Here is a 26,052-nt window from a genome sequence, read left to right on the forward strand (position 1 = left end):
GTCGCTGTCGGTGTCGGAGGTCCGGGCGACGCTCGTCGAGCACGGCCTCGACGAGGTCGAGGTCGAGGAGTGGATCGAGCGGTACGCCCGGCTCGGCTACCTCGACGATCGTCGACTCGCCGAGCAGCTCGTGCACAGCCACGGCGTGCGTCGCGGCCGGGGGAGCGGTGCACTCCTGCACGAGCTCGGTCGTCGCGGGATCGACGACGAGCTGGCGCGCGAAGCGGTCGACACGCTCGATCCCGACGTCGAGTTCGAGCACGCGCTCCTGATCGCCGAACGCCGCGCACGGCAACTGGCCGGGCTCGATCGGCGCGTCGCCGAGCGTCGCCTGTCTGCCTTCCTCATGCGGCGCGGGTACGGGAGCGAGCTTGTCCGGCGCGCGGTGGCCGTCGCGCTCGACGGCGACGACGCCGAGTGACGGATCGTAGACTGGTGCGATCATGAGCACCATTCACGAGGCGATGCCCACGACCGCGGAGCCCGTCGCCGCCGAGACGGCCGCGCCCCGCACCTACGAGGTCCGCACCTTCGGGTGCCAGATGAACGTGCACGACTCCGAGCGCCTCAGCGGTTCGCTCGAGGCGGCCGGCTACGTCCCGGCCGACGGCGCCGAGCCGGACATCGTGGTGATCAACACGTGCGCGGTGCGCGAGAACGCCGACAACAAGCTCTACGGCAACCTCGGCCACCTCGCCGGGGTGAAGCGGCGCCACGCGGGCATGCAGATCGCCGTCGGCGGCTGCCTCGCCCAGAAGGACAAGAACGTCATCCTCGAGAAGGCGCCGTGGGTCGACGTCGTCTTCGGCACGCACAACATGGGATCGCTCCCGAGCCTGCTCGAGAGGGCGCGCCACAACGACGAGGCGCAGCTCGAGATCCTCGACGCGCTCGAGGTGTTCCCCTCGACGCTGCCCACGAAGCGCGACTCGACCTACTCCGGCTGGGTGTCGATCTCGGTCGGCTGCAACAACACGTGCACGTTCTGCATCGTCCCCGCCCTGCGGGGCAAGGAGAAGGACCGCCGACCGGGCGACGTCCTCGCCGAGGTCCAGGCGCTCGTCGACGACGGCGCCGTCGAGGTGACTCTCCTCGGCCAGAACGTGAACTCCTACGGCGTCGAGTTCGGCGACCGGCAGGCGTTCGGCAAGCTCCTCCGCGCCGCCGGAGGCATCGACGGGCTCGAGCGCATCCGATTCACGAGCCCGCACCCGGCCGCATTCACCGACGACGTCATCGACGCGATGGCCGAGACGCCGAACGTGATGCCACAGCTGCACATGCCGCTGCAGTCGGGTTCCGACCGCATCCTGAAGGCCATGCGGCGGTCGTACCGGTCCGAGAGGTTCCTCGGCATCCTCGACCGAGTCCGCGCGAAGATCCCGAACGCCGCGATCTCGACCGACATCATCGTCGGCTTCCCCGGCGAGACCGAGGAGGACTTCCAGGAGACCCTCCGCGTCGTCGAGGCCGCCCGCTTCGCGTCCGCGTTCACGTTCCAGTACTCCATCCGCCCGGGCACTCCCGCGGCGACCATGGCCGACCAGGTGCTCAAGGAGGTCGTGCAGGAGCGGTACGAGCGCCTCATCGCCCTCCAGGAGCGCATCTCGTGGGAGGAGAACCGGAAGCTCGTCGGCACGGCCGTCGAGGTGCTCGTGTCCACGGGCGAGGGCAAGAAGGACGCCGAGACGCACCGCCTGAGCGGTCGCGCCGAAGACAGCCGCCTCGTGCACTTCGAGGTGCCCGCTGGCTCCGACCTGCCCCGACCCGGCGACGTCGTCTCGGTCGAGATCACGCAGGCCGCGCCGTTCCACCTGCTCGCCGACTCGATCGACGGCGCGCCGCTGCGCATCCGGCGAACGCGGGCCGGCGACGCGTGGGACCGTGCGCAGGCCGAGAGCTGCGGTGTGCCGGCCCCGCCGGGCGCCGCGGCATCCGCCGGCGGGCGCGTCTCGCTCGGCCTGCCGTCGCTGCGCGCCGGCGGCGAGCCGCTCACGAGCCCCGGCGTCGGCACCATGCCGATCTACGACCCCGCCGACGGCCAGCGCTGACGTGACGCTGATCGCGGTCGTCGGCGCCACGGGCACCGGCAAGTCGCGCTTCGCGCTCGACCTCGCGCACGCGATCGCCGAGCGCGGCGGCCTCGCCGAGGTCGTCAACGCCGACGCCATGCAGCTCTACCGCGGCATGGACATCGGCACCGCCAAGCTCGCCGTCGACGAACGCGAGGGCGTCCCGCACCACCTGCTCGACGTGCTCGACGTCACCGACGAGGCATCGGTCGCCGCCTACCAGGCCGAGGCGAGGCGCGCGGTCGACGACATCGCGGGTCGCGGCGGCGTCGCGCTCCTCACGGGCGGCTCGGGGCTCTACGTCTCGAGCGTCATCCACGACCTGCGCTTCCCCGGTACGGATGCCGCGATCCGCGCGCGCCTCGAAGCCGAACTCGAGGAGGTCGGGCCGGGCCTCATGCACCGGCGCCTGCGCGAGCTCGACGCCGAGACGGCCGCGAGCGTGGACCCCCAGAACGGCCGCCGGATCGTCCGTGCGCTCGAGGTCATCGAGCTCACCGGCGAGCCGAAGGCCGCCCGCCTGCCCGACGAGCCCGTGCCGTGGCGCCCGCACCGGATCGTGCACCTCCGCGCCGACCGGGCCGAGCTCGTCGCCCGGCTCGACGCCCGCGCTGCGGGCATGTGGGCCGACGGACTCCTCGACGAGGTGCGCGGGCTCATCCCGAAGGGTCTCGAGCGCGGCGTGACCGCTCGCAAGGCGATCGGCTACGCGCAGGCGCTCGCCCAGGTGCACGGGCGGATGGCCGAGGCCGACGCGATCGCGGAGACGCAGGCGCTGACCCGGACGTACGCCCGGCGGCAGGTCGGCTGGTTCAAGCGGTACGCCGCGGCATCCGTCGTCGATGCCGGCGACGCGGCCGCCGTCGCCGCCGAGCTGGCACGGCAGGCGGGCGTCATCTGAGGGGTTCCGCGCTCCCTAGACTGGTGCGATGGCGTTCGATCTGCGCTTCACCAAGGGCCAGGGCACGGGCAACGACTTCGTGCTGTTCAGCGACCCGGAGGGCGAGCACGAGCTCTCGCCCACGCAGATCGCAGCCGTGTGCGACCGCCGCTTCGGCGTCGGCGCCGACGGCGTCATCCGGGCCGTCCGCTCGGAGCGGCTGGCCGACGGCGCCGGAGCGCTCGCGGAGGACCCGGAGGCGACGTGGTTCATGGACTACTGGAACGCCGACGGCAGCCTGTCGGAGATGTGCGGCAACGGCATCCGCGTCTACGTGCGCTACCTCATCGACCAGGGCCACCTCGCGCCGGACGGCGACGAGTGGATCGCGATCGGCACGCGCGCGGGGGTCCGACGTGTCCGCGTGACCGGGGCGGGCTTCGAGGCCGACCTCGGCGTGTGGCGCCTCGACGGCGGGGAGCCGCTCGTGCGCGCGAAGAACCTGCCCGTGGCTCGCCCCGGGCTCGGCATCGACGTCGGCAACCCGCACGTCGTGGTGGCGCTCGCCGACGACGACGAGCTCGACGGGCTCGACCTGACCTACCTGCCGATCCTCGAGCCGGAGCCGCAGGCCGGCGCGAACGTCGAGTTCGTGGTGCCCGCCGAGCCGCTCGTCGAGAACGGACGCGGACGGATCCGCATGCGCGTGCACGAGCGGGGCTCGGGGGAGACGCTCTCGTGCGGCACCGGAGCGGTCGCCGCGGCCCTCGCCGTCCGGTACTGGGCCGGGGAGCACGCTCCAGACACGTGGGTCGTCCAGGTCCCGGGCGGCGCGCTCGGCGTGCGGATGGAGTCGCGGCCCGACGGGGAGCACGTACTGCTCTCCGGGCCCGGCGAACTCGTCTTCGACGGCGTGCTCGCGCTGGCCTGAGTCGGTCGTTCCGACGCGGGTCAGGCGTCGCGCGTCACGGCGAGGACGCGGAAGCCCTTCGACGTGGCCGCGCGCTCGACGGTCCATCCGGCGCCGAACTCCTCGGCGATCCAGCGCTGCAGCGAGTCGGAGCCGAGGTTCTTCTGCACGACGAGCCATGCGGTGCCGCCGGTCTCGAGCCGAGGCACCCACCGACGCAGCACCGCGTGCAACTCGGCCTTGCCGATCCGGATCGGCGGATTGGACCAGATCGTCGAGAATCGCACGTCGTCGGGAACATCGTCGGGCATCGCGGCGTTGACGTTGACGAGCCGGAGGCGGGACGCGTTGCCGCGGACGAGGTCGAGCGCACGCTCGTTCACGTCGACCGCCCAGACCGTGGCCTCCGGCGACTGCAGTCCGAGCGTCAGCGCGATCGGGCCCCAGCCCGCGCCGAGGTCGAGCAGGTGACCGGAGGTCGGTGCCGCGGGGACCTCGTCGAGCAGCACGCGCGTGCCGAGGTCGACGTGGTCCGGGCTGAAGACGCCGCCCGCGGTCTGCACCTCGAGGTCGCGGCCGGCGAGCCGCACCGGAACGGTCCGGAGCGCCGCCCGATCGGCGGGCTTGGACGAGAAGTAGTGCTCCTGCGGCATACGGGGAAACCTATCGCAGGCGAACGGAAGTAGGCTGGACAGGATGAACGACGCGGCACCCGAGACCCACGACGACGCGGTCGAGCGCGTGCTGCGCAGCGCCGACGCTCGAGCGGGCGTGTCCCGATTCGGGGCGTCCGACGCCTCGTCGATCCAGCGCGCCGGCCTCGCCGATCGCGACGGCGACGGGTTCGACGGCGAGCAGTACGACCGCGAGGCGAGGGCGGCGCTCCGCCGCGTGAGCGGTCTCTCGACCGAGCTCGAGGACGTCACCGAGGTCGAGTACCGGCAGCTGCGGCTCGAGAACGTCGTGCTCATCGGCGTGTACCCGCAGGGCTCGCTGGAGGACGCCGAGAACTCGCTCCGCGAACTCGCCGCCCTCGCCGAGACGGCGGGTGCGCGCGTGCTCGACGGCGTCCTGCAGCGGCGCCCGCATCCCGACCCCAGCACGTACCTCGGCCGCGGCAAGACCGAGGAGCTCCGGCACGTGGTCGCCGCGCTGGGCGCGGACACGGTCGTCGCCGACACCGAACTCGCTCCGAGCCAGCGGCGAGCGCTGGAGGATGCCGTCAAGGTCAAGGTCATCGACCGCACCGCCGTGATCCTCGACATCTTCAGCCAGCACGCGAAGAGCCGCGAGGGCAAGGCGCAGGTCGAGCTCGCGCAGCTCGAGTACCTCCTTCCGCGCCTGCGCGGGTGGGGTGAGTCGATGTCCCGCCAGGCCGGTGGCCAGGTGGGCGGCGCGGGCGCCGGCATGGGCTCGCGCGGTCCCGGTGAGACCAAGATCGAGCTCGACCGGCGCCGCATCCACTCGCGCATGGCGAAGCTCCGTCGCCAGATCGTCGGCATGAAGCCCGCGCGCGACGCCAAGCGCGCCAACCGCAAGCGCAACGCCGTGCCGTCGGTCGCGATCGCGGGCTACACCAACGCCGGAAAGTCGAGCCTGCTGAACCGCATCACCGGGGCGGGCGTTCTCGTCGAGAACGCGCTGTTCGCCACCCTCGACGCGACCGTGCGGCGCAACACGACCGCCGATGGGCGCGTCTACACGATCGCCGACACCGTCGGCTTCGTGCGCAACCTCCCGCACCAGCTCGTCGAGGCGTTCCGCTCGACGCTCGAGGAGGTCGGCGACGCCGACCTGATCGTGCACGTCGTCGACGCCGCGCACCCCGACCCCGCCCAGCAGATCGCGACCGTGCGCGACGTCATCGGCGAAGTCGGAGCGCGCGACATCCCCGAGCTCGTCGTCTTCAACAAGGCCGACCTCGTCACGCCCGAGGATCGCCTGGTCCTGCAGGGACTCGAGCCGAACGCCGTGTTCACCTCCGCGCGCACCGGCGAGGGCGTCGCCGAGGTGCTCGCCGCGATCGGGCGCATGCTGCCCGACCCCGCCGTCGAGGTCGACCTCCTGGTTCCCTACGACCGCGGCGACGTCGTCTCGGCGCTGCACGAGGGCGGTCGGGTGCTCTCGACGGACTACGTCGAGGACGGCACGCGCATCCGTGCGCTCGCGTCGCCCGAGCAGGCTGCGCAGCTCGAGGAGTTCCGCGCCGCGGCGCTGGCGTAGCATCCGCTCGAGTCACTCGTCGTAACAACGGGAGCGGACGCCGTGGACCCGGCGTATCGTCGCACCTGATCGTGGCGAGCGGCCGGATGCCGCCCGCCTGGAGCGACCGCCGAGCCCGGCACCCGCCCGCGAGACCCACCTGCCGTTCCGGCCGGTCGGGCGCGGCGTGCCGTGCACTCGACCTCCCCGGAACTGCTCGCCACCTGGAGCGACATGACCGGAACCGAGCCCGACGGCGCCGCCGCCCGGCCGCGCGTGCCGATCTCGTTCGAGCTGTTCCCGCCACGCACGGATGCGGCGGCGATCGCGCTCGGCCGCACCATCGACCGCCTGGCGGAGGTCGACCCGGCGTTCATCTCGGTGACGTTCGGCGCCGGCGGGTCGAGCCGCGACCGGTCGCTGACCGTGCTCCGGTACATGCTCGAGCACACGAGCGTCGAACCCATGGCGCACCTCACGTGCGTCGGCTCGAGCCACGCCGAGGCGAACCGGCTCGTGCGCGAGTTCCTCGACGCTGGCATCACGAGCTTCCTGGCGCTGCGCGGCGATCCGCCGGTGGGAGCCGCCGACGCGGAGGACGCGATCGGCGACCTGCACAGTGCCGCCGAGCTCGTGCAGCTCATCCACCGGGTCCAGGAGGAGCGGGAGCCCTTCGGGCAGTCGCGCATTCCCGGCATGCCGGGCGTGACCGCCATCCGCGAACGTCCGCGGCCGGAGCGAGTCGCCGTGGCGGCGTTCCCGACGGGACACCCGCGCTCGCGCGGGTCGAACCAGGACGTCGACGTGCTGCTCGCGAAGGAGGTCGCGGGCGCGAACCTCGCGATCACGCAGCTGTTCTGGCACGCCGACGACTACCTGGCGTTCGTGCAGCGCGCCCGCGCGGGCGGCGTGACGATCCCGATCCTGCCGGGCATCATGCCCGTCACGACGCCCGGCCGGCTCGCACGCCTCGAGCAGCTCACGGGCGTCCCGGCGCCCGCGGAGCTCTCGATCGACCTCGAGATCGAGCCCGACGCCGACGCCCAGTTCGAGCTCGGCGTCGACTACGCCGCGCGGCTCGCCGCCGAGGTGCTCGCCGGCGGCGCGCCCGGACTCCACCTGTACACCTTCAACCGTCACGAGGCCGTGCTCGCCGTGCTGGACCGGCTCGGCCTCGCCAACGCCCCCGCCCATGCGGGCACCGAGAGGAACACGAGAGAACGATGACCGCACCCGCCTTCCCCACCGGAACGATCCTCGGCTACCCGCGCATCGGGCGCCGCCGCGAGCTCAAGCACGCCGTCGAGGCGTTCTGGGCCGGCCGGATCGACGCCGCCGAGCTCGAGCGCACGGCGGCGGACCTCCGCGCCGCGACGCGCGAGCGCCTGGCCTCGCTCGGCCTCGGCCGCACCGACTCGGCCATCCCCGAGTCGTTCTCGTACTACGACCAGGTGCTCGACGCCGCGGTCGCGGTCGGCGCGATCCCGACGCGCTTCGAGCGCCTGCTCGACGCCGACGGACGCCTCGACCTCGCCGGCACCTTCACGGTGGCGCGCGGCGAGGGCGCGGACGCCCCGCTCGAGATGACGAAGTGGTTCGACTCGAACTACCACTACCTCGTGCCCGAGATCGGCCCCGACACCGCGTTCGCCGCGCACGCCGACGCCCTCGTCGCGCAGGTGCGCGAGGCTCGCGAGGCCGGGTTCGTCACGCGACCGGTGCTCGTCGGCCCGATCACGTTCCTGCTGCTGGCGAAGGCGGCGGATGGCGCGCCCGCGGGGTTCCGTCCGCTCGACCGCCTCGCCGACCTCGTGCCGGTCTACCGCACGCTCCTCGCCGAGCTCGCCGACGCGGGCGCCGAGTGGGTGCAGCTCGACGAGCCGGGCCTCGTGAGCGAGAGCCTCGACGAGCCGCGCGACCGCGTGCTCGAGGCCGTCGCCGAGGCGTACGACGCGCTCGGCGCGGCCGACGCGCGCCCGGCGATCTTCGTCGCCGCACCCTATGGCGACCTCGCGGAGGCGCTGCCGGCGCTCGCGGCCGCCCCGGTCGAGGCGATCGGCCTCGACCTGGTCCGCGGCGACCTGCCCGAGCAGCTCGACCCCGTGACCGAGGAAGCCCTCGCCGCGAAGACGCTCGTCGCGGGCGTCGTCGACGGCCACAACATCTGGCGCGGCGACCTCGAGCACGCCTTGGCACGGGCCGAGGCGCTCCGCTCGTTCTCGGGCTCGGTGGCTGTGTCGACCTCGACGTCGCTCCTGCACGTCCCCCACGACGTCGACGAGGAGACCGCCCTCGACCCGCGGCTCGTGAGCTGGCTCGCGTTCGCCGACCAGAAGGCCGCGCAGGTCGCGGCGCTCGCGCGCGGTCTCGCCGAGGGCCGCGACGCCATCGCGGCCGACCTCGACGCGGCATCCGACGCCCTGGCCGATCGCGCGGCCGCGCCGGGCGTGCGCGTGCCCGCCGTGCGCGACCGCCTCGCCGCGCTCGACGCCGCCGCGTTCACGCGCGCCGCGTACGACGATCGCGTCGCCGCGCAGGAGGACCTCGCGCTGCCGGCGCTGCCCACCACGACGATCGGGTCGTTCCCGCAGACGGCCGACATCCGCCGCGCCCGAGCCCGCCTGGTGAAGGGCGAGCTGACGGATGCCGCGTACCGCGAGCTCATGCGCGAGGAGATCGCCCGGGTCATCCGCCTGCAGGAGGACCTCGGCCTCGACGTGCTCGTGCACGGCGAGCCCGAGCGCAACGACATGGTGCAGTACTTCGCCGAACTGCTCGACGGTTTCGCGGTCACGCAGCACGGCTGGGTGCAGTCGTACGGGTCGCGCTGCACGCGCCCGTCGATCCTGTGGGGCGACGTCTCGCGGCCGGCGCCCATGACCGTCGAGTGGTCGGCGTACGCGCAGTCGCTGTCGGAGAAGCCGGTCAAGGGCATGCTCACCGGACCCGTCACGATCCTCGCCTGGTCGTTCGTGCGCGACGACCAGCCGCTCGGCGACACCGCCCGCCAGGTCGCGCTCGCGCTGCGCGACGAGATCGGCGATCTCGAGGGGGCGGGCATCCGCGTCATCCAGGTCGACGAGCCCGCGCTGCGGGAGCTCCTGCCGCTGAAGCGGGCCGACCAGCCGGCGTACCTCGACTGGTCGGTCGGCTCCTTCCGCCTCGCCACGGGCGGCGCGGCGCCGGCGACGCAGGTGCACACGCACCTCTGCTACTCGGAGTTCGGCGTCGTGATCGACGCGATCCGCGAGCTCGACGCCGACGTCACCTCGATCGAGGCGGCGCGCAGCCGCATGGAGGTCGTGGGCGACCTGGCCGCCAGCGGGTTCGACCACGGCGTGGGCCCGGGCGTCTACGACATCCACTCGCCGCGCGTGCCGAGCGTCGACGAGGTACGTTCGCTCCTCGAGCGCGCGGTCGACGGCGTGCCCGCCGGACGGCTCTGGGTCAACCCCGACTGCGGCCTGAAGACGCGCGGCTACGACGAGACGGTCGCGTCGCTCGCGAACATCGTCGAGGCCACGCGCTCGGTGCGCGAGGGGGTCGCGGTGGCGACGGCCTGACGGCGGTGATCGAGGGCGGATGCCGCGGGGCGGGCCCGCTCCATCCGCCCTCCGTCGTCGGCGCCGATGTCGATGCCCGCGCACCGCGCGGGTGATCCGGACTAGACGGTCCGGAGCACCGCGACGACCTTGCCGAGCACCTCGGACTCGTCGCCGAGGATCGGCTCGAACGCCGAGTTGCGGGGGAGCAGCCAGGTGTGGCCGTCGCGCTGGCGGAAGACCTTGACGGTGGCCTCGCCGTCGAGCATCGCGGCGACGATCTCGCCGTTCTCGGCCGTCTTCTGGGAGCGGACGACGACCCAGTCGCCGTCGCAGATCGCGGCGTCGATCATCGAGTCGCCGACGACCTTCAGGATGAACAGCTCGCCCTTGCCGACCAGCTGGCGGGGGAGCGGGAAGACCTCTTCGATCTGCTGTTCGGCCGTGATCGGCACGCCGGCGGCGATGCGGCCGACCAGGGGGACCATGGCCGCATCGCCCACCGGCGCGGGCTCGACCGACGCCGGGCGCTCGGCGCCGGGCACGTCGATGAGGATCTCGAGCGCGCGGGGACGGTTCGGGTCGCGCCGCAGGTAGCCGGCGAGCTCGAGCTGGTTGAGCTGGTGCGTGACGCTCGAGAGCGAGGAGAGCCCGACGGCGTCGCCGATCTCGCGCATGCTCGGCGGGTAGCCGCGGTCGGCCACCGAGCCCCGGATGACCTCGAGGATCGCGAGCTGCTTCGGGCTCAGGGTCTTGCGCCGACGCGACCGGCCGCCCGCGCCGCGTGCCTGGTCGATGTCGATGCTCACGTGCCTCGCCTCTCGTCTGGGACCTCGTCGGCCCGGATGTCGGTGGTCGGTGTTCGACTGTCGTCGGACATTCGAAACTGTATCCGCCTCGCACGCGCGCGACAAACATCCGTTCGAGTGTGTCGCGGATTCCCGGGCCTGATTCCCACCGGTCCGGTGCTTGCGGCGTCGATTGTTCGAAGATATATTCGGAACACAGCTTCGCATCCGGCCCTCCCGGCCGAGGGCCGGATGCGGGGCTGGAAGCCCGGGAGGTGCGGAATGAGTGCAGTGGTGATGGGCGCCGCCAACGCGGTGCCGGCGATGCCCGCGTTCGGGTCGACGACCCCACGCACCCGGCTGAGGCTCACCCGGCGCGGTCGAGTCGTGGTGACCGGCCTCGCCGCCCTGCCCCTCGTGCTCGGGGTGCTCGTCGGGGTGCTCTCGAGCGGCGGCGCCGTCGCCGGGATCGACGACGGCGGGGCGCCGACGACCTTCGACACCATCGAGGTCGGCAGCGGAGACACGCTCTGGGGCATTGCGGAGGCGATCGCTCCCGCAGCCGATCCGCGCGACGTGATCTACGAGATCATGCGACTGAACGGGCTCGACGACGCCGTCGTGCAACCCGGACAGGAGCTCGTGCTCCCCGCCGCAGGCTGACCGCGTGCGCGTGCGTCGTCCGCGCCGAAACACGAGGATGCACGTGGATAGCATTGATCGGTGACGAGTCTCGACGACCTGCCCATCCGCGACGACCTCCGCGGCAAGTCCCCGTACGGCGCACCGCAGAAGCACGTTCCGGTCGCGCTCAACGTCAACGAGAACACGCATCCGATCCCGGAAGACGTCGCGCACGACATCGTCGCCCGCGTGGCGGCCGCGATCATCGGCCTGAACCGCTACCCCGACCGCGAGTTCACCGAGCTCCGTACGGCGCTCGCACGGTACCTCGGCCACGGCCTCGAGCCCGAACAGCTGTGGGCCGCCAACGGGTCGAACGAGGTGCTGCAGCACGTGCTGCAGGCGTTCGGCGGGCCGGGTCGCACCGCGCTCGGATTCGGGCCGACCTATTCCATGTACGGCCTGCTCTCCTCGGGCACGGGCACCGGCTGGATCGCCGCCGACCGCGACGCCGACTTCGAACTCTCGCCCGAGACCGCCGTCGCGGCGATCGAGCGACACGACCCCGACGTCGTGCTGCTCTGCTCGCCGAACAACCCGACGGGCACGCCGCTCTCGCTGGAGACGATCGCGGCGGTCGCCGACGCCGCGCGCGGCGTGGTCGTCGTCGACGAGGCGTACCAGGAGTTCGCCGACCCGGGCACGCCGAGCGCGCTGACCCTCCTCGAGGGGCGGCCGCGGCTCCTCGTCTCCCGCACGATGAGCAAGGCGTTCGCCTTCGCCGGTGCGCGCGTCGGCTACCTGGCCGCCGACCCCGTCGTCATCGACGCGCTCCGGCTCGTCCGCCTCCCGTACCACCTCTCGGCCCTCACCCAGGCGGCGGCCCTCGGAGCCCTCGCGCACGCCGACGAGATGCTCGCGATGGTCGACGAGATCCGCGCCCAGCGCGAGCGCATCACGCGCGAGCTGCGCGCGCTCGGGTTCCGTCCGTACCGCAGCGGCGCGAACTTCGTGCTCTTCGGCGGCGTCGACGACCCGCACGCGGTGTTCGAGGCGCTCCTCGAGCGCGGCATCCTGATCCGCGAGATCGGGCTGCCCGGCTGCCTGCGCGTCACAGCGGGCACCGAGGCCGAGACGACCGCGTTCCTCGAGGCCATGGCGTCGTTCGCGCCCGCGGCGGCGAACGCCTGATCGAGCCCGGAATCCTCCACGACCCCCGAATAGGATGACCCCATGAGCACCGACCGCCCCGCGCGCACCGCGCGCGTGCAGCGCGAGACCAGCGAGTCGAGCATCGACCTCTCGATCGACCTCGACGGCACCGGCACGAGCGACATCGAGACGAGCGTGCCGTTCTACGACCACCTGCTCACGGCGTTCGCGAAGCACTCGCTCACCGATCTCACCGTGCGTGCGAAGGGCGACATCGAGATCGACGTGCACCACACCGTGGAAGACGTCGGCATCGTGCTCGGCCAGGCGATCCGCCAGGCGCTCGGCGACAAGCGCGGCATCTCGCGGTACGGCGACGCGCTCGTGCCGCTCGACGAGGCGCTCGCTCAGGCGGTCGTCGACATCTCCGGGCGGCCGTTCCTCGTGCACACGGGCGAGCCGCCCGGGTTCGAGTTCCACCTCATCGGCGGCCACTTCACCGGTTCGATGGTCCGGCACGTCTTCGAGGCGATCAGCTTCAACGCCGGGCTGACCGTCCACGTCTCCGTGCTGGGCGGGCGGGACCCGCACCACATCGCCGAGGCGGAGTTCAAGGCGTTCGCGCGCGCGTTCCGACAGGCGAAGGCGTTCGACCCGCTCGTCGCCGGCATCCCGTCCACCAAGGGCGCCCTGTGAGCGCCGTACGGCGCGTCGCGGTCCTCGACTACGGCTCGGGCAACGTCCACTCGGCCGTCAAGGCGCTCGAACGCGCGGGCGCCGAGGTCGAGCTCACGGCGGATCGCCGCACGGTAATGGAGGCGGACGGACTCGTCGTCCCGGGGGTCGGGGCGTTCGCGGCCGTCATGGAGGGCCTGCGGTCGGTGCGCGGCGACGAGCTCATCGACCGTCGGCTCGCCGGCGGGCGCCCGGTGCTCGGCATCTGCGTCGGCATGCAGGTCATGTTCGAGCACGGCGTCGAGCGCGGCGTCGACACCGAGGGGCTCGGCGAGTGGCCGGGCGCTGTCACGGAACTGCCGAGCGACGTGCTGCCGCACATGGGCTGGAACACCGTGCAGCCCGACGAGGGCTCGGTGCTCTTCGAGGGGCTCGCGGACGAGCGCTTCTACTTCGTGCACTCCTACGGGGCGCAGGCGTGGAGCCTCGACGTCATCCCGCCCTTCCCGCAGCCGAAGCTGACCTGGGCGGAGCACGGCGGGCGCTTCCTCGCCGCCGTCGAGAACGGCCCGCTGTCGGCGACCCAGTTCCACCCGGAGAAGTCGTCGGATGCCGGCATCCGCCTGCTCTCGAACTGGATCCGTTCGCTCGGCTGACGCCGGGCCCGACCCCCCGAGACCTTCGATGCGTCACGGCGTCGCAGTGCGGACTAGGATGCTGTGACTGTGCCGAGGCCGCGTCGTCCGCGGCATCCGATTCGAGGACAGTGATGAGTGAGTTCAGCAAGACCCCCCGCCTGGTGCTGCTTCCGGCGGTGGACGTGGCGGGAGGCAAGGCGGTCCGCCTGACGCAGGGCGAGGCGGGCACCGAGACGAACTACGGCGACCCCGTCGACGCGGCCGCCGACTGGGCCGACCAGGGCGCCGAGTGGATCCACCTGGTCGACCTGGACGCCGCCTTCGGCCGCGGGTCGAACGCCGGGATCCTGAAGAAGGTCATCCGCCAGGTGCGCGGCGTGAACGTCGAGCTCTCCGGCGGCATCCGCGACGACCGCTCGCTCGAGAACGCGCTCGAGATCGGCGCGAAGCGCATCAACCTCGGCACGGCGGCGCTCGAGAACCCGGAGTGGGCGGCATCCGTCATCGCCCAGTACGGCGAGGCGATCGCGATCGGCCTCGACGTCCGCGGCACGACGCTCGCCGCTCGCGGCTGGACCAAGGACGGCGGCGACCTCTGGCAGGTCATGGACCGCCTCGAGGACGCCGGAGCGGCCCGCTACGTCGTGACGGACGTCACGAAGGACGGCACGCTGCAGGGGCCGAACGTCGACCTGCTGCAGCAGATCATGGAGCGCACGCGCCGCCCCGTCATCGCATCGGGCGGCGTGTCGAGCCTCGACGACATCGCGGCGCTGCGCCAGCTCGTGCCCCAGGGCCTCGAGGGCACGATCATCGGCAAGGCCCTCTACGCGGGTGCGTTCACGCTGCCCGAGGCACTGGATGTCGCGTCCCACTGACCCGGCGGCCGACTCCGCCGGGCGCCCGTGGGCGGGCCGGTCGTTCGAGTCGAATCCGCACGCGTCCGACGACGGGCGGATGCCGGAGGCGCTCGGTGCGGCGCTCGCGCGCTTCCGTTCCGGAGAGGGCGGGCAGGCCGACGTCGTCGCCGCATTCGGTGTGGCGCGCCTGCTGATCCCGCTGCTCGCGGAGCTCGGCGACGGCGGGACCGAGGTCGGAGCGCACGGGCACGCCGTCGACAAGAGCCAGGAGCTCTCGATCGTCACGGTCGAGGGGCCGGACGGACGACGCGTGCTGCCCGTCTTCGGCTCGGTCGAGGCGATGGCCGGGTGGAACCCGGTCGCGCGTCCCGTGCCCGCCGACGGCGTGCGCGTCGCGCTCGCGGCCGCCGATGACGGCACCGAGCTCGTCGTGCTCGACCCCGGCTCGCCGACCGAGTTCGTGCTGCGACGCCCGGCGGTCTGGGCCGTCGCGCAGCAGCAGCCGTGGCATCCGCCCGCCGAGTCGCCGGCGGTGCTCGAGGCGTTCGAGCGGTCGATCGGGGGCGAGCTCGCGGTGCTCGGCGTCGACCTCGTGTCGGGCGACCCGGATGCGCGACTCCGCGGTCCCGAGCTCGTGGTGCGGCTGCGTCTCGTCGCCGGCCTCACTCGGACCGAACTCGACGCGACGACCGCACGCCTCGCACGACGCTGGGCCGCCGACGACGCGATCGCGACGGGCGTCGATTCGCTCGCGGTGAAGCTCATCGCGGGCGACGGGGGCGGCGCGGGCGCCTCCGGGCCCGTGGCCTGATCGCTCGAGTCCGGGGCGCCCCCGGCCCGCCGTGCGGGGTCGATCGTTGACCGCGCCCGCGCCGGGGAGCAGGATCGGGACTGCGCGACGACGCGCGGAAGTCCAGGTGGAATCATGTCCGACGCACCCGCACGAACGGCTCCGGCTCCCGACCTCCGACCGCTCGACGACGACCTGCTGGGCCTCGCCCATCGGCACGCCGCGGCGTGGCTCGAGACCCTTCCCGAGCGCCCGATCCCGCCGCAGGCGGGGATCGAGGAGGTGATGGACGCGCTCGGACGCGACCTGCCCGAGCGCGGCGAGCCGGCCGCCGCCGTCATCGACCGGCTCGTCGAGGGCGCGGAGCCCGGCCTGATCGCCATCGGGTCGCCCCGCTTCTTCGGCTGGGTGATCGGCGGCACGCAGCCCGTGGCGCTCGCCGCGGACTGGCTGGTCTCGGCGTGGGACCAGAACTCCGGGCTCCGGACGATCACGCCCGGCGCGGTCGCCGCGGAGGAGATCGCGTCCTCGTGGCTCCTCGACCTGCTCGGCCTCCCGGCCGGGAGCGACGTGGGCTTCGCGACGGGGGCGACGACCGCGCAGTTCGCCTGCCTCGCCGCGGCGAGGGACGAGGTCCTCCGCCGCGTCGGCTGGGACGTCGAGGAGCAGGGGCTCGGCGGCGCCCCGCGCATCCGCTGGATCGCCGGAGCCGAACGCCACGGCACCATGGACCTCGCCGCGCGGTACCTCGGCCTCGGCGCACCGGCGGTCGTCGCGTGCGACGACCAGGGCCGCATCCGCTCCGACGCGCTCGCCGAGGAGCTCGCGAGCGGCGAGGGCCCGGCGATCGTGGCCCTCCAGGCCGGGAACATCCACTCGGGCGCCTTCGACCCGTTCGCCGACGCGTGCCGGATCGCGCACGAGGAGGGCGCGTGGGTGCACGTCGACGGCGCGTTCGGACTGTGGGCCGCGGCATCCCCGCGCCTCAGGCACCTGACGGTCGGCCTCGGCGACGCCGACTCGTGGTCGACCGACGCGCACAAGACGCTGAGCGTGCCCTACGACTGCGGCATCGCCATGGTGCGCGACTCGGCGGCGCTGCGCCGCGCGCTCAGCATGCACGCGAGCTACCTCCAGGCGACGGACGTCGGCGCGGACCCGCACGAGAAGGTCGCCGAACTGTCACGGCGGGCGCGCGGCATCCCGACCTGGGCGGTGCTGCGGCACCTCGGGCGCGAGGGCGTCGCGGAGCTCATCGACCGGCTCGCGGGGTCGGCGAGGATCATCGCCGAGGGGCTGGCGGAGCTGCCCGGGGTCGAGGTGCTGAACGAGGTCGTGTTCACCCAGGTCTGCATCGCGCTCGAGGACGACGCGGCGACCGAGGCGCTGAGCACGGCGCTCTGGGACGACGGCGAGGTGCTCGCGATGACCTCGCGCTGGCATGATCGCGCGGTCGTCCGCTTCTCCGTGAGCAATTGGGGCACGGATGCCGCGCAGGCGCGCCGCACGGTCGCGGCCGTCGGGCGCGTGTTCGGCGAGCTGCGGGCGGGTGCGTAGGACGGCCGCGCTCCGGCGGCACGTCGTCGTCGCGGCGACGGTGTCGGTGGCATCCGCTTGAATGGAGGGATGACCGGGGCGCTCGACTCCTTCGCGCCCGCGACGCGGGCGTGGTTCACCGAGTCCTTCCACGAGCCGACGCCCGTGCAGGAGGCGGCGTGGCGCGCGATCGCCGGGGGCGATCACGCGCTCGTCGTGGCGCCCACCGGCTCCGGCAAGACGCTCGCCGCGTTCCTGTCGGCGATCGACCGGCTGCACCACGAGGGGCCGGCCGTAGACGGCGCGACGGGCGAGGTGACGGATGGCGCGGCGCGCTCCACGCGCGTCGTCTACCTCTCGCCGCTCAAGGCCCTCGGCGTCGACGTCGAGCGCAACCTTCGGGCCCCGCTCGTCGGCATCGCGCGCACGGCCGCGGCCCTCGGCGTCGACGTGCCCGAGGTCACGGTCGGCGTCCGCTCGGGCGACACGTCGCCGACCGACCGGCGCGCGCTCGTGAAGCGCCCGCCGGACATCCTCATCACGACGCCCGAATCCCTGTTCCTGATGCTCACCTCGCAGGCGCGCGAGACCCTCGCCGGCGTCGAGACCGTCATCGTCGACGAGATCCACGCGCTCGCCGGCACCAAGCGCGGCGCCCACCTCGCGCTCTCCCTCGAACGGCTCGACGAGCTCGTGGCGCGGCCCGTCCAGCGCATCGGGCTGTCCGCGACGGTGCGGCCCCATGAAGAGGTGGCGCGGTTCCTCGCCGGCACGCGTCCGGTCTCGATCGTGGCCCCGCCGTCGGGCAAGCGGTTCGACCTGCGGGTCACGGTCCCGGTCGACGACCTCGGCGACCTGTCGGGCGAGGCGGGCGGGTCGGTGTGGCCGCACGTCGAGGAGGCGATCCTCGACCAGGTGCTCGCGCACCGATCCACCATCGTGTTCGCGAACTCGCGCCGTCTCGCCGAACGCCTGACGGCCCGGCTGAACGAGCTCTGGGCCGAGCGCACGGCGCCCGACGACGACGGCGCCGACGCGGACGCGCCGGTGGCGGAGGTCGCCGCCGTCGGCGCCGGCGCCGAGCTGCCGGCCGAGGCATCCGTCGTCGTGCGCACCCCGCCGGTCGCGACCGCCGGGCGCCGACCGCCCGCCGAACTGCCCGGCGCATCGGGCATCACGGGCGGAGCCGAGCCCATCATCGCGCGGTCGCACCACGGCTCGGTCAGCAAGGAGGAGCGCGCGCTCGTCGAGGCCGACCTCAAGGGCGGGCGCCTGAAGTGCGTGGTCGCGACCTCGAGCCTCGAGCTCGGCATCGACATGGGCGCGGTCGACCTCGTCATGCAGGTCGAGTCGCCGCCGTCGGTCGCGAGCGGCCTGCAGCGCATCGGCCGCGCGGGCCACCAGGTCGGCGAGGTCTCGAAGGGCGTGCTGTTCCCGAAGCACCGCGCCGACCTGCTGCATTCCGCGGTCGTCGCCGAGCGCATGGTCGAGGGCGCGATCGAGCCCATGCGCATCCCCGCGAACCCGCTCGACGTGCTCGCGCAGCAGACCGTCGCGGCCGCGGCGATCGACGAGTGGGAGGTCGAGCACTGGTTCGACGTCGTCCGGCGCGCGGCGCCGTTCGGCTCGCTCCCGCGCTCGGCGTTCGACGCGACCCTCGACCTGCTCTCGGGTCGCTACCCGTCGGACCGGTTCGGCGAGCTGCGACCGCGCATCGTCTGGGACCGCGACGCCGGCACGATCACGGGCCGACGGGGCGCGCAGCGCCTCGCGGTCACGAGCGGCGGCACGATCCCCGACCGCGGGCTGTTCGGCGTGTTCATGATCGGCGACGCCGGTCCGGGCCGGCGGGTCGGGGAACTCGACGAGGAGATGGTCTACGAGTCTCGCGTGGGCGACGTCTTCGCGCTGGGGGCGACGAGTTGGCGCATCCAGGAGATCACGCACGACCGCGTGCTCGTCTCGCCCGCGTTCGGCGAGCCCGGTCGCCTGCCGTTCTGGAAGGGCGACGGCATCGGGCGCCCCGCGGAGCTCGGTGCGGCGATCGGGGCGTTCATCGGCGAGCTCGCGGCGGCCGACGAACCGACCGCGCTCGCCCGGACCGCGGCGGCCGGCCTCGACGAGCGCGCCGGCGCGAACCTCGTGCGCTTCATCGCCGACCAGCGCGAGGCGACGCGCATCGTGCCCGACGCCGAGCACCTCGTCGTCGAGCGGTTCCGCGACGAGCTGGGGGACTGGCGGATCGTGCTGCACTCGCCCTACGGCATGCGCGTGCACGCGCCGTGGGCACTCGCGGTCGACGCGCGCGTGATGGAGCGCCTCGGTGTCGAGGCGCACGCCGTCGCGAGCGACGACGGCATCGTGCTGCGGATTCCCGACACCGCCGACGAGCCGCCCGGCAGCGAGCTCTTCGAGTTCGACCCGGAGGAGCTCGCCCAGCTCGCCACCGAGCGCGTCGGCGACTCGGCGCTCTTCGCGTCGCGCTTCCGCGAGTGCGCCGCGCGCGCCCTCCTCCTGCCGCGGCAGAACCCGGGCCGGCGCTCGCCGCTGTGGCAGCAGCGCCAGAAGGCGTCGCAGCTGCTCGAGGTCGCACGCGACTACCCCGACTTCCCCGTCGTGCTCGAGGCCGTGCGCGAGTGCCTGCAGGACGTCTACGACCTGCCAGCGCTCACGGCGCTCGCCGAGCGCATCCGGGGCCGGCGGGTCCGGTTCGTCGACGTCGCGACCGAGACCGCGAGCCCGTTCGCCGCGAGCCTGCTCTTCGGCTACGTGGGCGCGTTCATGTACGAGGGCGACGCCCCGCTCGCCGAGCGGCGCGCGGCCGCGCTCTCGCTCGACCCCGGCCTCCTCGCGGAGCTGCTCGGCACGGTCGAGCTCCGCGAGCTCCTCGACCCGGTCGTGGTCGAGGAGACCGAGCGGATGCTCCAGCGTCGCCACCCCGATCGCCTCGCCCGTGGCGAGGAGGGCGTCGCCGACCTGCTCCGCGAGCTCGGACCGCTCACCGACGCCGAGATCTCCGAGCGGGTCGACGAGTCGACGGATGCCGCGGCATCCGTCACCGCGCTCGTCGCCGCGCGCCGCGCCGCCCGCGTGCGGTTCGCGGGAACCGGATGGGTCGCCGCCGTCGAGGACCTCAGCCGACTCAGGGACGCACTCGGCGTGCCGATCCCGCCCGGCCTGCCCGACGCGTTCGGCGAGGCCGTGCGCGACCCGCTCGGCGACCTCGTGAGCCGCTACGCCCGGACCCACGGCCCGTTCACGACGACCGCGGTCGCCGAGCGGTTCGGCATCGGCGGCGCGATCGCGCACACCGCCCTCGCGCGGCTCGCGGGCGAGCGTCGACTCGTCGAGGGCGCGTTCCTTCCCCACGGCAGCGGCGCCGAGTGGTGCGACGCCGAGGTGCTGCGCCGGCTCCGTCGCCGCTCGCTCGCCGCGCTGCGCGAGGAGGTCGAGCCGGTCGCGCCGCGCGAGTTCGGCCGGTTCCTGCCCGACTGGCAGCACGTCGGCGGGCGCCTCCGCGGGGTCGACGGCGTCGCGGCGGTGATCGAACAGCTCGAGGGCGTGCGGATCCCGGCGTCGGCGTGGGAGTCGCTCGTGCTCCCCGCCCGGGTCGGCGACTACCGGCCGGAGTTCCTCGACGAGCTCACCGCGAGCGGCGAGGTGCTGTGGGTCGGCCAGGGCGCCCTGGCCGGCGACGACGGCTGGGTCGGCCTGCACCTCGCCGACACCGCGAAGCTCACGATGCAGGCCCCCGTCGACCAGCCGCTCGACGCGATCGAGACCGAGCTGCTCGCCGTGCTCGGCGGCGGTGGGGCGTACTTCTTCCGCCAGCTCGCCGAGGCGGTCGGCGCCACCGAGGACGCACCGGTCCTCGACGCGCTCTGGCGGCTCGCGTGGGCCGGGCTCGTCACGAACGACACGTTCGCGCCGGTCCGCGGCCTCCTCACGGGCGGCGGCGCGCACAAGACGCGCTCGACGACGCCGCGGGCGCGCATCCGCGGACGCGCCGTCTCGCGTCGTGCGCTCGCGCAGGCGGCCGCCGCAGCGGAGGGCGCGCGCTCGCCGCGCTCGGCTCCGCCGCGCGCCGCCGGGCGGTGGTCGGTGCTGCCGGTGCCGAGCGACGCCGCCACGCCGCGCGCGCACGCCCTCGGCGAGACCCTGCTCGAACGCTACGGCGTCGTCACGCGCGGCTCGGTCGTGGCCGAGGACCACCTCGGCGGGTTCGCACTCGCGTACCGCACGCTCGCCGGGTTCGAGGAGACCGGTCGCGTGCGACGCGGGTACTTCGTCGACGGCCAGGGCGGCGCGCAGTTCGCGACGAGCGCGGCCGTCGACCGGCTGCGGCAGGCGCCGCAGGGCGCCGCCGTCGCCCTCGCCGCGACCGACCCCGCGAACCCGTTCGGCGCGGCCCTCGACTGGCCCGAACCGACCGTCGAGCTCACGCACCGTCCCGCCCGCAAGGCCGGCGCCGTCGTCGCGATCGTCGACGGCGAGGCCGCGTTCTACCTCGAGCGCGGCGGACGCACCGCGCTCGTCTTCACCGACGACGACGCCGTGCTCGTGCAGGGAGCGACCGCGCTCGCCGAGGCGCTCGCACGGGCTCGCGGGGCGCGGTTCCGCGTCGAGACCGTGAACGGCGCGGGCGTGTTCGGGTCGGTGCTCGACGCGCCGCTCCGCGGCGTGGGATTCCGCGAGACGCCGCAGGGCCTCCGATTCGAGGCGAGGGGCTGATGCCCGAGGGCGACACCGTCTTCCGAGCGGCCCGCCGGCTCGACGACGTGCTCGCGGGGCGCACCGTCCTCCGGAGCGACCTCCGGGTCCCCGCCTACGCGACGGTCGACCTCGCCGGCGAGACGATCCACTCGGTCGGCAGCCGCGGCAAGCACCTGCTCATGCGCATCGGCGACGTGGTGCTGCACACGCACCTCAAGATGGAGGGCGAGTGGCGCGTCATCCCGCCGGGCCGACGCTGGCCGCGGCCCGCGCACCGCGCCCGCGCGATCATCGAGACGACGGATGCCACGGCCGTCGGCTTCGACCTCGGACTCGTCGAGGTGTTCCCGGCCGTCGAGGAGGCCGACCGGCTCGGCCACCTCGGGCCCGACCTGCTCGGGCCCGACTGGGATGCCATGGAGGCGATGCGGCGTCTCGCCGCCGAACCGGACGTGCCGGCGGTCGTCGCGCTCGCCGACCAGCGGAAGCTCGCCGGCCTCGGCAACGTCCTCGTCAACGAGGTGTGCTTCCTGCGCGGCATCCGCCCCGACCGACCGATCGGCGAGGTCGACCTCGCGCCGACGGTCGACCTCGCGCGCCGGGTCATCCATGCCAACCGCGACCGCCTCGAACGCACCACGACGGGCGACACGCGGCCGGGCCGGCGGCTCTGGGTCTACGCGCGCGCGGGCGAGCCGTGCCGACGCTGCGGCACGCGCATCGAGCACGGCCGGTTCGGCCGCAACGACCTCGAACTCCGCGAGACGTACTGGTGCCCGCACTGCCAGCGGTGAGCCGGAGACGGGGCGGGGCGAATCGCGGCCCGTGGTCGAGCAGCACGCGAAGCGCGCGTATCGAGACCTAGGAGACCGGTCCGGTCCACTTCTCGCCGGGACCCTTGCCGAGTTCGTCGGGGATCGTCGACGCCTCGCGGAACGCCAGCTGCAGCGAGCGGAGGCCGTCGCGCAGCGATCGCGCGTGCATGTCGCTGATCTCGGGCGCACCCGCCGTGATGAGGCCCGCGAGCGCGTTGATGAGCTTGCGCGCCTCGTCGAGGTCGGTCTGCGACTCGGGGTCGTCGGCGAGGCCGACCTTGACCGCGGCGGCGCTCATGAGGTGCACGGCCGCCGTCGTGATGACCTCGACCGCGGGCACCTCGGCGATGTCGCGCGTGGCGTCGGCGACCGCGTCGGCCGCACCCGGATCGACGCCGGCCGGCGCAGGCGTCTCGGGGCGGTCGTGCTCGGGCGCACGCGTGGACTCGGGCGAAGTGTCGCTCACCGGGGGATTCCTCTGCTAGACTACTGCGGGCTCCGGGGCCAGTCCCCGGTACGAAAGTGGAGAGACTCCCACCCGCGCATACCGCTTCAACAAGGTTACCGGGTCGTTCGCACTCCCCTTCCCCGCTCACGCGGGGGAGGAGCAAGGGTGCCGCATGAGCCCGCGGTGGGAATCCGCGGGGCGTCATCGCGTGGATTTCCGCTCTCGTCTTCGGGCGGCATCCGTCTCCCGAAGGGCTGGAAACCAGTTCGAGTAGAGGAGACTCGCATCAGCGATCCGCGTACCAATGACCGTATCCGCGTTCCCGAGGTCCGCCTCGTGGGCCCCGGGGGAGAGCAGGTCGGCGTCGTGAAGATCGAGGTGGCACTGCGGCTCGCGCAGGAGGCCGACCTCGATCTCGTCGAGGTCGCGCCGAACTCCCGTCCGCCGGTCGTCAAGATCATGGACTACGGCAAGTACAAGTACGAGGCTGCGCAGAAGGCGAAGGAAGCCCGGCGCAACCAGGCGAACACGATCCTCAAGGAGGTTCGGTTCCGCCTCAAGATCGACAAGCACGACTACGAGACCAAGATGAAGCGCGCCGTCGGCTTCCTGAAGTCCGGCGACAAGGTCAAGGCCATGATCCTGTTCCGCGGACGCGAGCAGTCGCGTCCCGAGATGGGCGTCCGCCTCCTGCAGCGCTTCGCGGAGGACGTCGCCGAGTACGGCACCGTCGAGCACAACCCGACGATCGACGGACGCAACATGGTCATGGTCATCGCCCCCCTCAAGAACAAGTCCGAGGCCAAGGCCGAGGCGAATGCACAGCGTGCTGCGGCGAAGCAGCGCCCGGCGGCGGATGCCGCGGGCGAGTCGTCGCAGACGGCCGCGGCCGACGAGGCCTAGGCCAGTACGACGTCCGCCACCTCGGTGGCGGCAGATCCAAGGAGAGAGACGAGAGATGCCGAAGCAGAAGACCCACTCCGGGTCCAAGAAGCGCTTCAAGGTCACCGGCAGCGGCAAGATCAAGAAGCAGCAGGCCGGCATGCGCCACAACCTCGAGGGCAAGTCCTCGGTGCGCACCCGCCGCCTGAACCAGGACAAGGTCGCCTCGGCGCCCGACACCAAGGTCATCAAGAAGCTGCTCGGTCGCTGAGCGACGAGACCCGGTAAGGAAGAGACACAGTCATGGCAAGAGTCAAGCGCGCAGTCAACGCGCACAAGAAGCGTCGGGTCATCCTCGAGCGCGCAGAGGGCTACCGCGGTCAGCGGTCGCGCCTCTACCGCAAGGCGAAGGAGCAGGTCACCCACTCGCTCGTCTACTCGTACAACGACCGCCGCAAGAAGAAGGGCGACTTCCGTCGCCTCTGGATCCAGCGGATCAACGCCGCTGCGCGCCAGAACGGCATCACGTACAACCGCCTGATCCAGGGCCTCGGCCTCGCGGGCATCGAGGTCGACCGTCGCATCCTCGCCGACCTCGCGGTCAACGAGCCGGCGACCTTCGCTGGCCTCGTCGAGGCCGCCAAGAAGGCGCTCCCGAGCGACGTCAACGCTCCGAAGAACGCGGCCTAGTCTCCGCTTCGGTCCGAACGGCCCGGCACCCCGTGGTGCCGGGCCGTTCGTCGTCCGCGGGCGGATGCCGCGGCGAGCCCGGAGCACGGCCGCGGCGAGGGAGCGGCGGCGCCGTGGCATCCGTCGCTAGGCTGGACGTGTGCTGGAGAACCCGAGGTCGCCGCGAGTGCGGGCCGTCGCCAAGCTCGCGAAGAAGCCCGCACGCGCCGAGACGGGCATGTTCCTGCTCGAGGGGCCGCAGGCGGTCGCCGAGGCGCTCACGTTCCGCCCGCAGCTCGTGGTGGAGCTCTACGCGACGCCGACCGCACTCGAGCGGTACTCCGACATCGGCGACACGGCGATCGACGCGGGCGTCGACGTCGAGTACGTCACCGAGGAGGTCCTGAACGCGATGGCCGACACGGTCACGCCGCAGGGCTTCGTCGCGGTCTGCCACCAGTTCCCCACCGCGGTGAAGGACGTGTTCGCGTCGCACCCGAAGCTCGTCGCGATCCTCGAGGAGGTGCGCGACCCCGGCAACGCGGGCACCATCGTGCGCGCCGCCGACGCGGCCGGCGCCGACGCGGTCGTCTTCACGGGCCGCGCCGTCGACCTCTACAACCCCAAGGTCGTCCGCTCCTCGACCGGGTCGATCTTCCACCTGCCGGTCGCTGTGGGCGCCGAGCTCGAGGACGTCCTCGCGCGCGCCCGGGAGGTCGGCCTCACGATCCTCGCCGCCGACGTCAAGGGAGACGACCTCCTCGAGGCACGTCGCGACGGCGTGCTCGCGCAGCCGACCGCCTGGCTGTTCGGAAACGAGGCCCGCGGACTGCCCGAGGAGAAGCTCGCCCTGGCGGACCGGGTCGTCACGGTGCCCATCTACGGGCACGCCGAGTCGATGAACCTCGCGACCGCGGCATCCGTGTGCCTGTACGAGAGCGCATTCGCGCAGCGCAGTTGAGGTAACGGAACGGTAAACCCCCAGTCCGGGCGGTGGCCGCGGACCCTCCCCGAGCCCTAGTTTGGGGGGTATGCCGGCCGACACCGCTCCTCGCACGTCGAACATCTCGGTCCGACGGGGCGAGCCCCTCGTCGTGATCGACCACGTCGACAAGTACTTCGGCGACCTGCACGTCCTGAACGACATCAACACGGTGGTCAACCGCGGCGAGGTCGTCGTCGTCATCGGGCCCTCGGGCTCGGGCAAGTCCACGCTGTGCCGCGCGATCAACCGGCTCGAGACCATCGACTCGGGCACCATCACGATCGACGGCGACGTCCTCCCGGAGGAGGGCGCGGCGCTCGCGAAGCTCCGCGCCGACGTCGGCATGGTCTTCCAGTCGTTCAACCTGTTCGCCCACAAGACCGTCCTCGAGAACATCACGCTCGCGCCGATCCGGGTCAAGCGGATGTCCCGCAAGGACGCCGAGGCCAAGGCCATGGAGCTCCTCGAGCGCGTCGGCGTCGCCGACCAGGCGAAGAAGATGCCGGCGCAGCTCTCCGGCGGCCAGCAGCAGCGCGTCGCGATCGCCAGGTCGCTCGCGATGAACCCGAAGCTCATCCTCATGGACGAGCCGACGAGCGCCCTCGATCCCGAGATGATCAACGAGGTCCTCGACGTGATGGTCGAGCTCGCGGAGGAGGGCATGACGATGATCGTCGTCACCCACGAGATGGGCTTCGCCCGCAAGGCGGCCGACCGCGTGCTGTTCATGTCGGACGGCGCCATCGTCGAGGAGGCCGTCCCGGCCCAGTTCTTCGACCACCCCACGACCGATCGCGCGAAGGACTTCCTGTCGAAGATCCTCGCGCACTAGACCTCCGCTGCCACGAGCGGCGGGGACCCGAACGACACG

General features: G+C 73.0%; 24 protein-coding genes. 21 read left to right on the forward strand and 3 right to left on the reverse strand.

Going from position 1 to position 26,052, the window contains the following annotated elements; translation table 11 throughout:
* The 4 genes from GLX25_RS10005 to dapF all read left to right on the forward strand — a co-directional run.
* Nucleotides 1-421: regulatory protein RecX (locus tag GLX25_RS10005; RefSeq protein ID WP_205719865.1), on the forward strand; the 421-nt coding region annotated here is incomplete at its 5' end.
* Between the two features lie 43 nt (nt 422-464).
* On the forward strand, nt 465-2,051 hold the full coding sequence (gene miaB, locus GLX25_RS10010) for a tRNA (N6-isopentenyl adenosine(37)-C2)-methylthiotransferase MiaB (RefSeq protein ID WP_240898296.1): 1,587 nt from the start codon (nt 465-467) through the stop codon (nt 2,049-2,051).
* Between the two features lies 1 nt (nt 2,052).
* Complete coding sequence (gene miaA, locus GLX25_RS10015) at nt 2,053-2,973, forward strand: tRNA (adenosine(37)-N6)-dimethylallyltransferase MiaA (RefSeq protein WP_166548687.1); 921 nt, start codon at nt 2,053-2,055, stop codon at nt 2,971-2,973.
* Between the two features lie 28 nt (nt 2,974-3,001).
* Nucleotides 3,002-3,883 (forward strand): diaminopimelate epimerase, encoded by an 882-nt coding sequence (gene dapF / locus GLX25_RS10020; RefSeq protein WP_155842369.1) that lies wholly within the window; start codon nt 3,002-3,004, stop codon nt 3,881-3,883.
* A gap of 20 nt (nt 3,884-3,903) precedes the next feature.
* Here the strand turns inward: dapF and GLX25_RS10025 are convergent, their stop codons facing one another.
* Entirely contained in the window at nt 3,904-4,515 is a 612-nt protein-coding gene (locus tag GLX25_RS10025; RefSeq protein ID WP_155842370.1) for a class I SAM-dependent methyltransferase, read from the reverse strand.
* 43 nt (nt 4,516-4,558) lie between these two features.
* Between GLX25_RS10025 and hflX the strand changes: the two genes are divergently transcribed.
* The 3 genes from hflX to metE all read left to right on the forward strand — a co-directional run bounded on the left by hflX (nt 4,559) and on the right by metE (nt 9,627).
* Entirely contained in the window at nt 4,559-6,085 is a 1,527-nt protein-coding gene (gene hflX, locus GLX25_RS10030) for a GTPase HflX (RefSeq protein ID WP_155842371.1), read from the forward strand.
* Between the two features lie 171 nt (nt 6,086-6,256).
* Nucleotides 6,257-7,291: a methylenetetrahydrofolate reductase gene (locus tag GLX25_RS10035; protein ID WP_271192600.1), complete on the forward strand. Its 1,035-nt coding sequence runs from the start codon at nt 6,257-6,259 to the stop codon at nt 7,289-7,291.
* A complete protein-coding gene (gene metE / locus GLX25_RS10040; protein ID WP_155842372.1) occupies nt 7,288-9,627 on the forward strand; it encodes a 5-methyltetrahydropteroyltriglutamate--homocysteine S-methyltransferase in 2,340 nt (779 codons plus the stop codon). The genes GLX25_RS10035 and metE overlap by 4 nt, the downstream gene beginning before the upstream one ends.
* A gap of 101 nt (nt 9,628-9,728) precedes the next feature.
* Here the strand turns inward: metE and lexA are convergent, their stop codons facing one another.
* Nucleotides 9,729-10,403: a transcriptional repressor LexA gene (lexA, locus tag GLX25_RS10045; protein WP_271192602.1), complete on the reverse strand. Its 675-nt coding sequence runs from the start codon at nt 10,401-10,403 to the stop codon at nt 9,729-9,731.
* Between the two features lie 273 nt (nt 10,404-10,676).
* Between lexA and GLX25_RS10050 the strand changes: the two genes are divergently transcribed.
* The 9 genes from GLX25_RS10050 to GLX25_RS10090 all read left to right on the forward strand — a co-directional run bounded on the left by GLX25_RS10050 (nt 10,677) and on the right by GLX25_RS10090 (nt 22,176).
* Nucleotides 10,677-11,057 (forward strand): LysM peptidoglycan-binding domain-containing protein, encoded by a 381-nt coding sequence (locus tag GLX25_RS10050; protein WP_155842373.1) that lies wholly within the window; start codon nt 10,677-10,679, stop codon nt 11,055-11,057.
* Nucleotides 11,058-11,117: 60 nt separating this feature from the next.
* A complete protein-coding gene (locus tag GLX25_RS10055; RefSeq protein ID WP_166548689.1) occupies nt 11,118-12,209 on the forward strand; it encodes a histidinol-phosphate transaminase in 1,092 nt (363 codons plus the stop codon).
* Between the two features lie 42 nt (nt 12,210-12,251).
* The gene (gene hisB, locus GLX25_RS10060; protein ID WP_155842374.1) at nt 12,252-12,866 is read left to right on the forward strand and encodes an imidazoleglycerol-phosphate dehydratase HisB; all 615 of its coding nucleotides are present in this window, start codon (nt 12,252-12,254) and stop codon (nt 12,864-12,866) included.
* Nucleotides 12,863-13,501, forward strand: coding sequence for an imidazole glycerol phosphate synthase subunit HisH (hisH, locus tag GLX25_RS10065; protein ID WP_166548690.1), 639 nt, complete (start codon nt 12,863-12,865; stop codon nt 13,499-13,501). The genes hisB and hisH overlap by 4 nt, the downstream gene beginning before the upstream one ends.
* Before the next feature lie 113 nt (nt 13,502-13,614).
* Entirely contained in the window at nt 13,615-14,361 is a 747-nt protein-coding gene (gene priA, locus GLX25_RS10070; RefSeq protein WP_155842375.1) for a bifunctional 1-(5-phosphoribosyl)-5-((5-phosphoribosylamino)methylideneamino)imidazole-4-carboxamide isomerase/phosphoribosylanthranilate isomerase PriA, read from the forward strand.
* Nucleotides 14,345-15,154 carry an SseB family protein gene (locus GLX25_RS10075; protein ID WP_155842376.1) on the forward strand — a complete coding sequence of 270 codons (810 nt, stop codon included), beginning with the start codon at nt 14,345-14,347 and terminating at the stop codon, nt 15,152-15,154. The genes priA and GLX25_RS10075 overlap by 17 nt, the downstream gene beginning before the upstream one ends.
* Before the next feature lie 114 nt (nt 15,155-15,268).
* The gene (locus GLX25_RS10080) at nt 15,269-16,690 is read left to right on the forward strand and encodes a pyridoxal phosphate-dependent decarboxylase family protein (RefSeq protein WP_155842377.1); all 1,422 of its coding nucleotides are present in this window, start codon (nt 15,269-15,271) and stop codon (nt 16,688-16,690) included.
* Nucleotides 16,691-16,759: 69 nt separating this feature from the next.
* Nucleotides 16,760-21,400, forward strand: coding sequence for an ATP-dependent helicase (locus GLX25_RS10085; RefSeq protein WP_155842378.1), 4,641 nt, complete (start codon nt 16,760-16,762; stop codon nt 21,398-21,400).
* Entirely contained in the window at nt 21,400-22,176 is a 777-nt protein-coding gene (locus GLX25_RS10090; RefSeq protein WP_155842379.1) for a DNA-formamidopyrimidine glycosylase family protein, read from the forward strand. The genes GLX25_RS10085 and GLX25_RS10090 overlap by 1 nt, the downstream gene beginning before the upstream one ends.
* Nucleotides 22,177-22,243: 67 nt before the next feature.
* Here the strand turns inward: GLX25_RS10090 and GLX25_RS10095 are convergent, their stop codons facing one another.
* Nucleotides 22,244-22,663: a DUF1844 domain-containing protein gene (locus GLX25_RS10095; RefSeq protein ID WP_166548691.1), complete on the reverse strand. Its 420-nt coding sequence runs from the start codon at nt 22,661-22,663 to the stop codon at nt 22,244-22,246.
* A 267-nt stretch (nt 22,664-22,930) separates the two neighbouring features.
* Here GLX25_RS10095 and infC point away from each other — a divergent pair, with 267 nt between their 5' ends.
* From infC to GLX25_RS10120, 5 genes are all read left to right on the forward strand, one after another.
* Entirely contained in the window at nt 22,931-23,548 is a 618-nt protein-coding gene (infC, locus tag GLX25_RS10100) for a translation initiation factor IF-3 (protein WP_166548697.1), read from the forward strand.
* A gap of 55 nt (nt 23,549-23,603) precedes the next feature.
* Nucleotides 23,604-23,798, forward strand: a complete 195-nt coding sequence (rpmI, locus tag GLX25_RS10105; RefSeq protein ID WP_067949205.1) for a 50S ribosomal protein L35 — start codon at nt 23,604-23,606, stop codon at nt 23,796-23,798.
* Nucleotides 23,799-23,830: 32 nt separating this feature from the next.
* Nucleotides 23,831-24,217: a 50S ribosomal protein L20 gene (gene rplT, locus GLX25_RS10110; protein ID WP_129234085.1), complete on the forward strand. Its 387-nt coding sequence runs from the start codon at nt 23,831-23,833 to the stop codon at nt 24,215-24,217.
* Nucleotides 24,218-24,356: 139 nt separating this feature from the next.
* Nucleotides 24,357-25,157, forward strand: a complete 801-nt coding sequence (locus tag GLX25_RS10115; RefSeq protein WP_166548692.1) for a TrmH family RNA methyltransferase — start codon at nt 24,357-24,359, stop codon at nt 25,155-25,157.
* Nucleotides 25,158-25,227: 70 nt separating this feature from the next.
* Nucleotides 25,228-26,013, forward strand: coding sequence for an amino acid ABC transporter ATP-binding protein (locus tag GLX25_RS10120; RefSeq protein WP_155842380.1), 786 nt, complete (start codon nt 25,228-25,230; stop codon nt 26,011-26,013).
* The last annotated feature ends 39 nt before the right edge of the window (nt 26,014-26,052 follow it).

This window comes from Agromyces luteolus (assembly GCF_009729855.1).
In the GTDB taxonomy this organism is placed as follows: domain Bacteria; phylum Actinomycetota; class Actinomycetes; order Actinomycetales; family Microbacteriaceae; genus Agromyces; species Agromyces luteolus.

Coding starts and splice junctions, on each gene's coding strand:
- GLX25_RS10075 (WP_155842376.1), top strand. CDS start 14,345: ATGTCGCGTCCCACTGACCCGGCGGCCGACTCCGCCGGGCGCCCGTGG.
- hisB (WP_155842374.1), top strand. CDS start 12,252: ATGAGCACCGACCGCCCCGCGCGCACCGCGCGCGTGCAGCGCGAGACC.
- hflX (WP_155842371.1), top strand. CDS start 4,559: ATGAACGACGCGGCACCCGAGACCCACGACGACGCGGTCGAGCGCGTG.
- metE (WP_155842372.1), top strand. CDS start 7,288: ATGACCGCACCCGCCTTCCCCACCGGAACGATCCTCGGCTACCCGCGC.
- dapF (WP_155842369.1), top strand. CDS start 3,002: ATGGCGTTCGATCTGCGCTTCACCAAGGGCCAGGGCACGGGCAACGAC.
- GLX25_RS10080 (WP_155842377.1), top strand. CDS start 15,269: ATGTCCGACGCACCCGCACGAACGGCTCCGGCTCCCGACCTCCGACCG.
- miaB (WP_240898296.1), top strand. CDS start 465: ATGCCCACGACCGCGGAGCCCGTCGCCGCCGAGACGGCCGCGCCCCGC.
- rpmI (WP_067949205.1), top strand. CDS start 23,604: ATGCCGAAGCAGAAGACCCACTCCGGGTCCAAGAAGCGCTTCAAGGTC.
- GLX25_RS10085 (WP_155842378.1), top strand. CDS start 16,760: ATGACCGGGGCGCTCGACTCCTTCGCGCCCGCGACGCGGGCGTGGTTC.
- GLX25_RS10025 (WP_155842370.1), bottom strand. CDS start 4,515: ATGCCGCAGGAGCACTACTTCTCGTCCAAGCCCGCCGATCGGGCGGCG.
- rplT (WP_129234085.1), top strand. CDS start 23,831: ATGGCAAGAGTCAAGCGCGCAGTCAACGCGCACAAGAAGCGTCGGGTC.
- GLX25_RS10120 (WP_155842380.1), top strand. CDS start 25,228: ATGCCGGCCGACACCGCTCCTCGCACGTCGAACATCTCGGTCCGACGG.
- GLX25_RS10050 (WP_155842373.1), top strand. CDS start 10,677: ATGAGTGCAGTGGTGATGGGCGCCGCCAACGCGGTGCCGGCGATGCCC.
- priA (WP_155842375.1), top strand. CDS start 13,615: ATGAGTGAGTTCAGCAAGACCCCCCGCCTGGTGCTGCTTCCGGCGGTG.
- GLX25_RS10090 (WP_155842379.1), top strand. CDS start 21,400: ATGCCCGAGGGCGACACCGTCTTCCGAGCGGCCCGCCGGCTCGACGAC.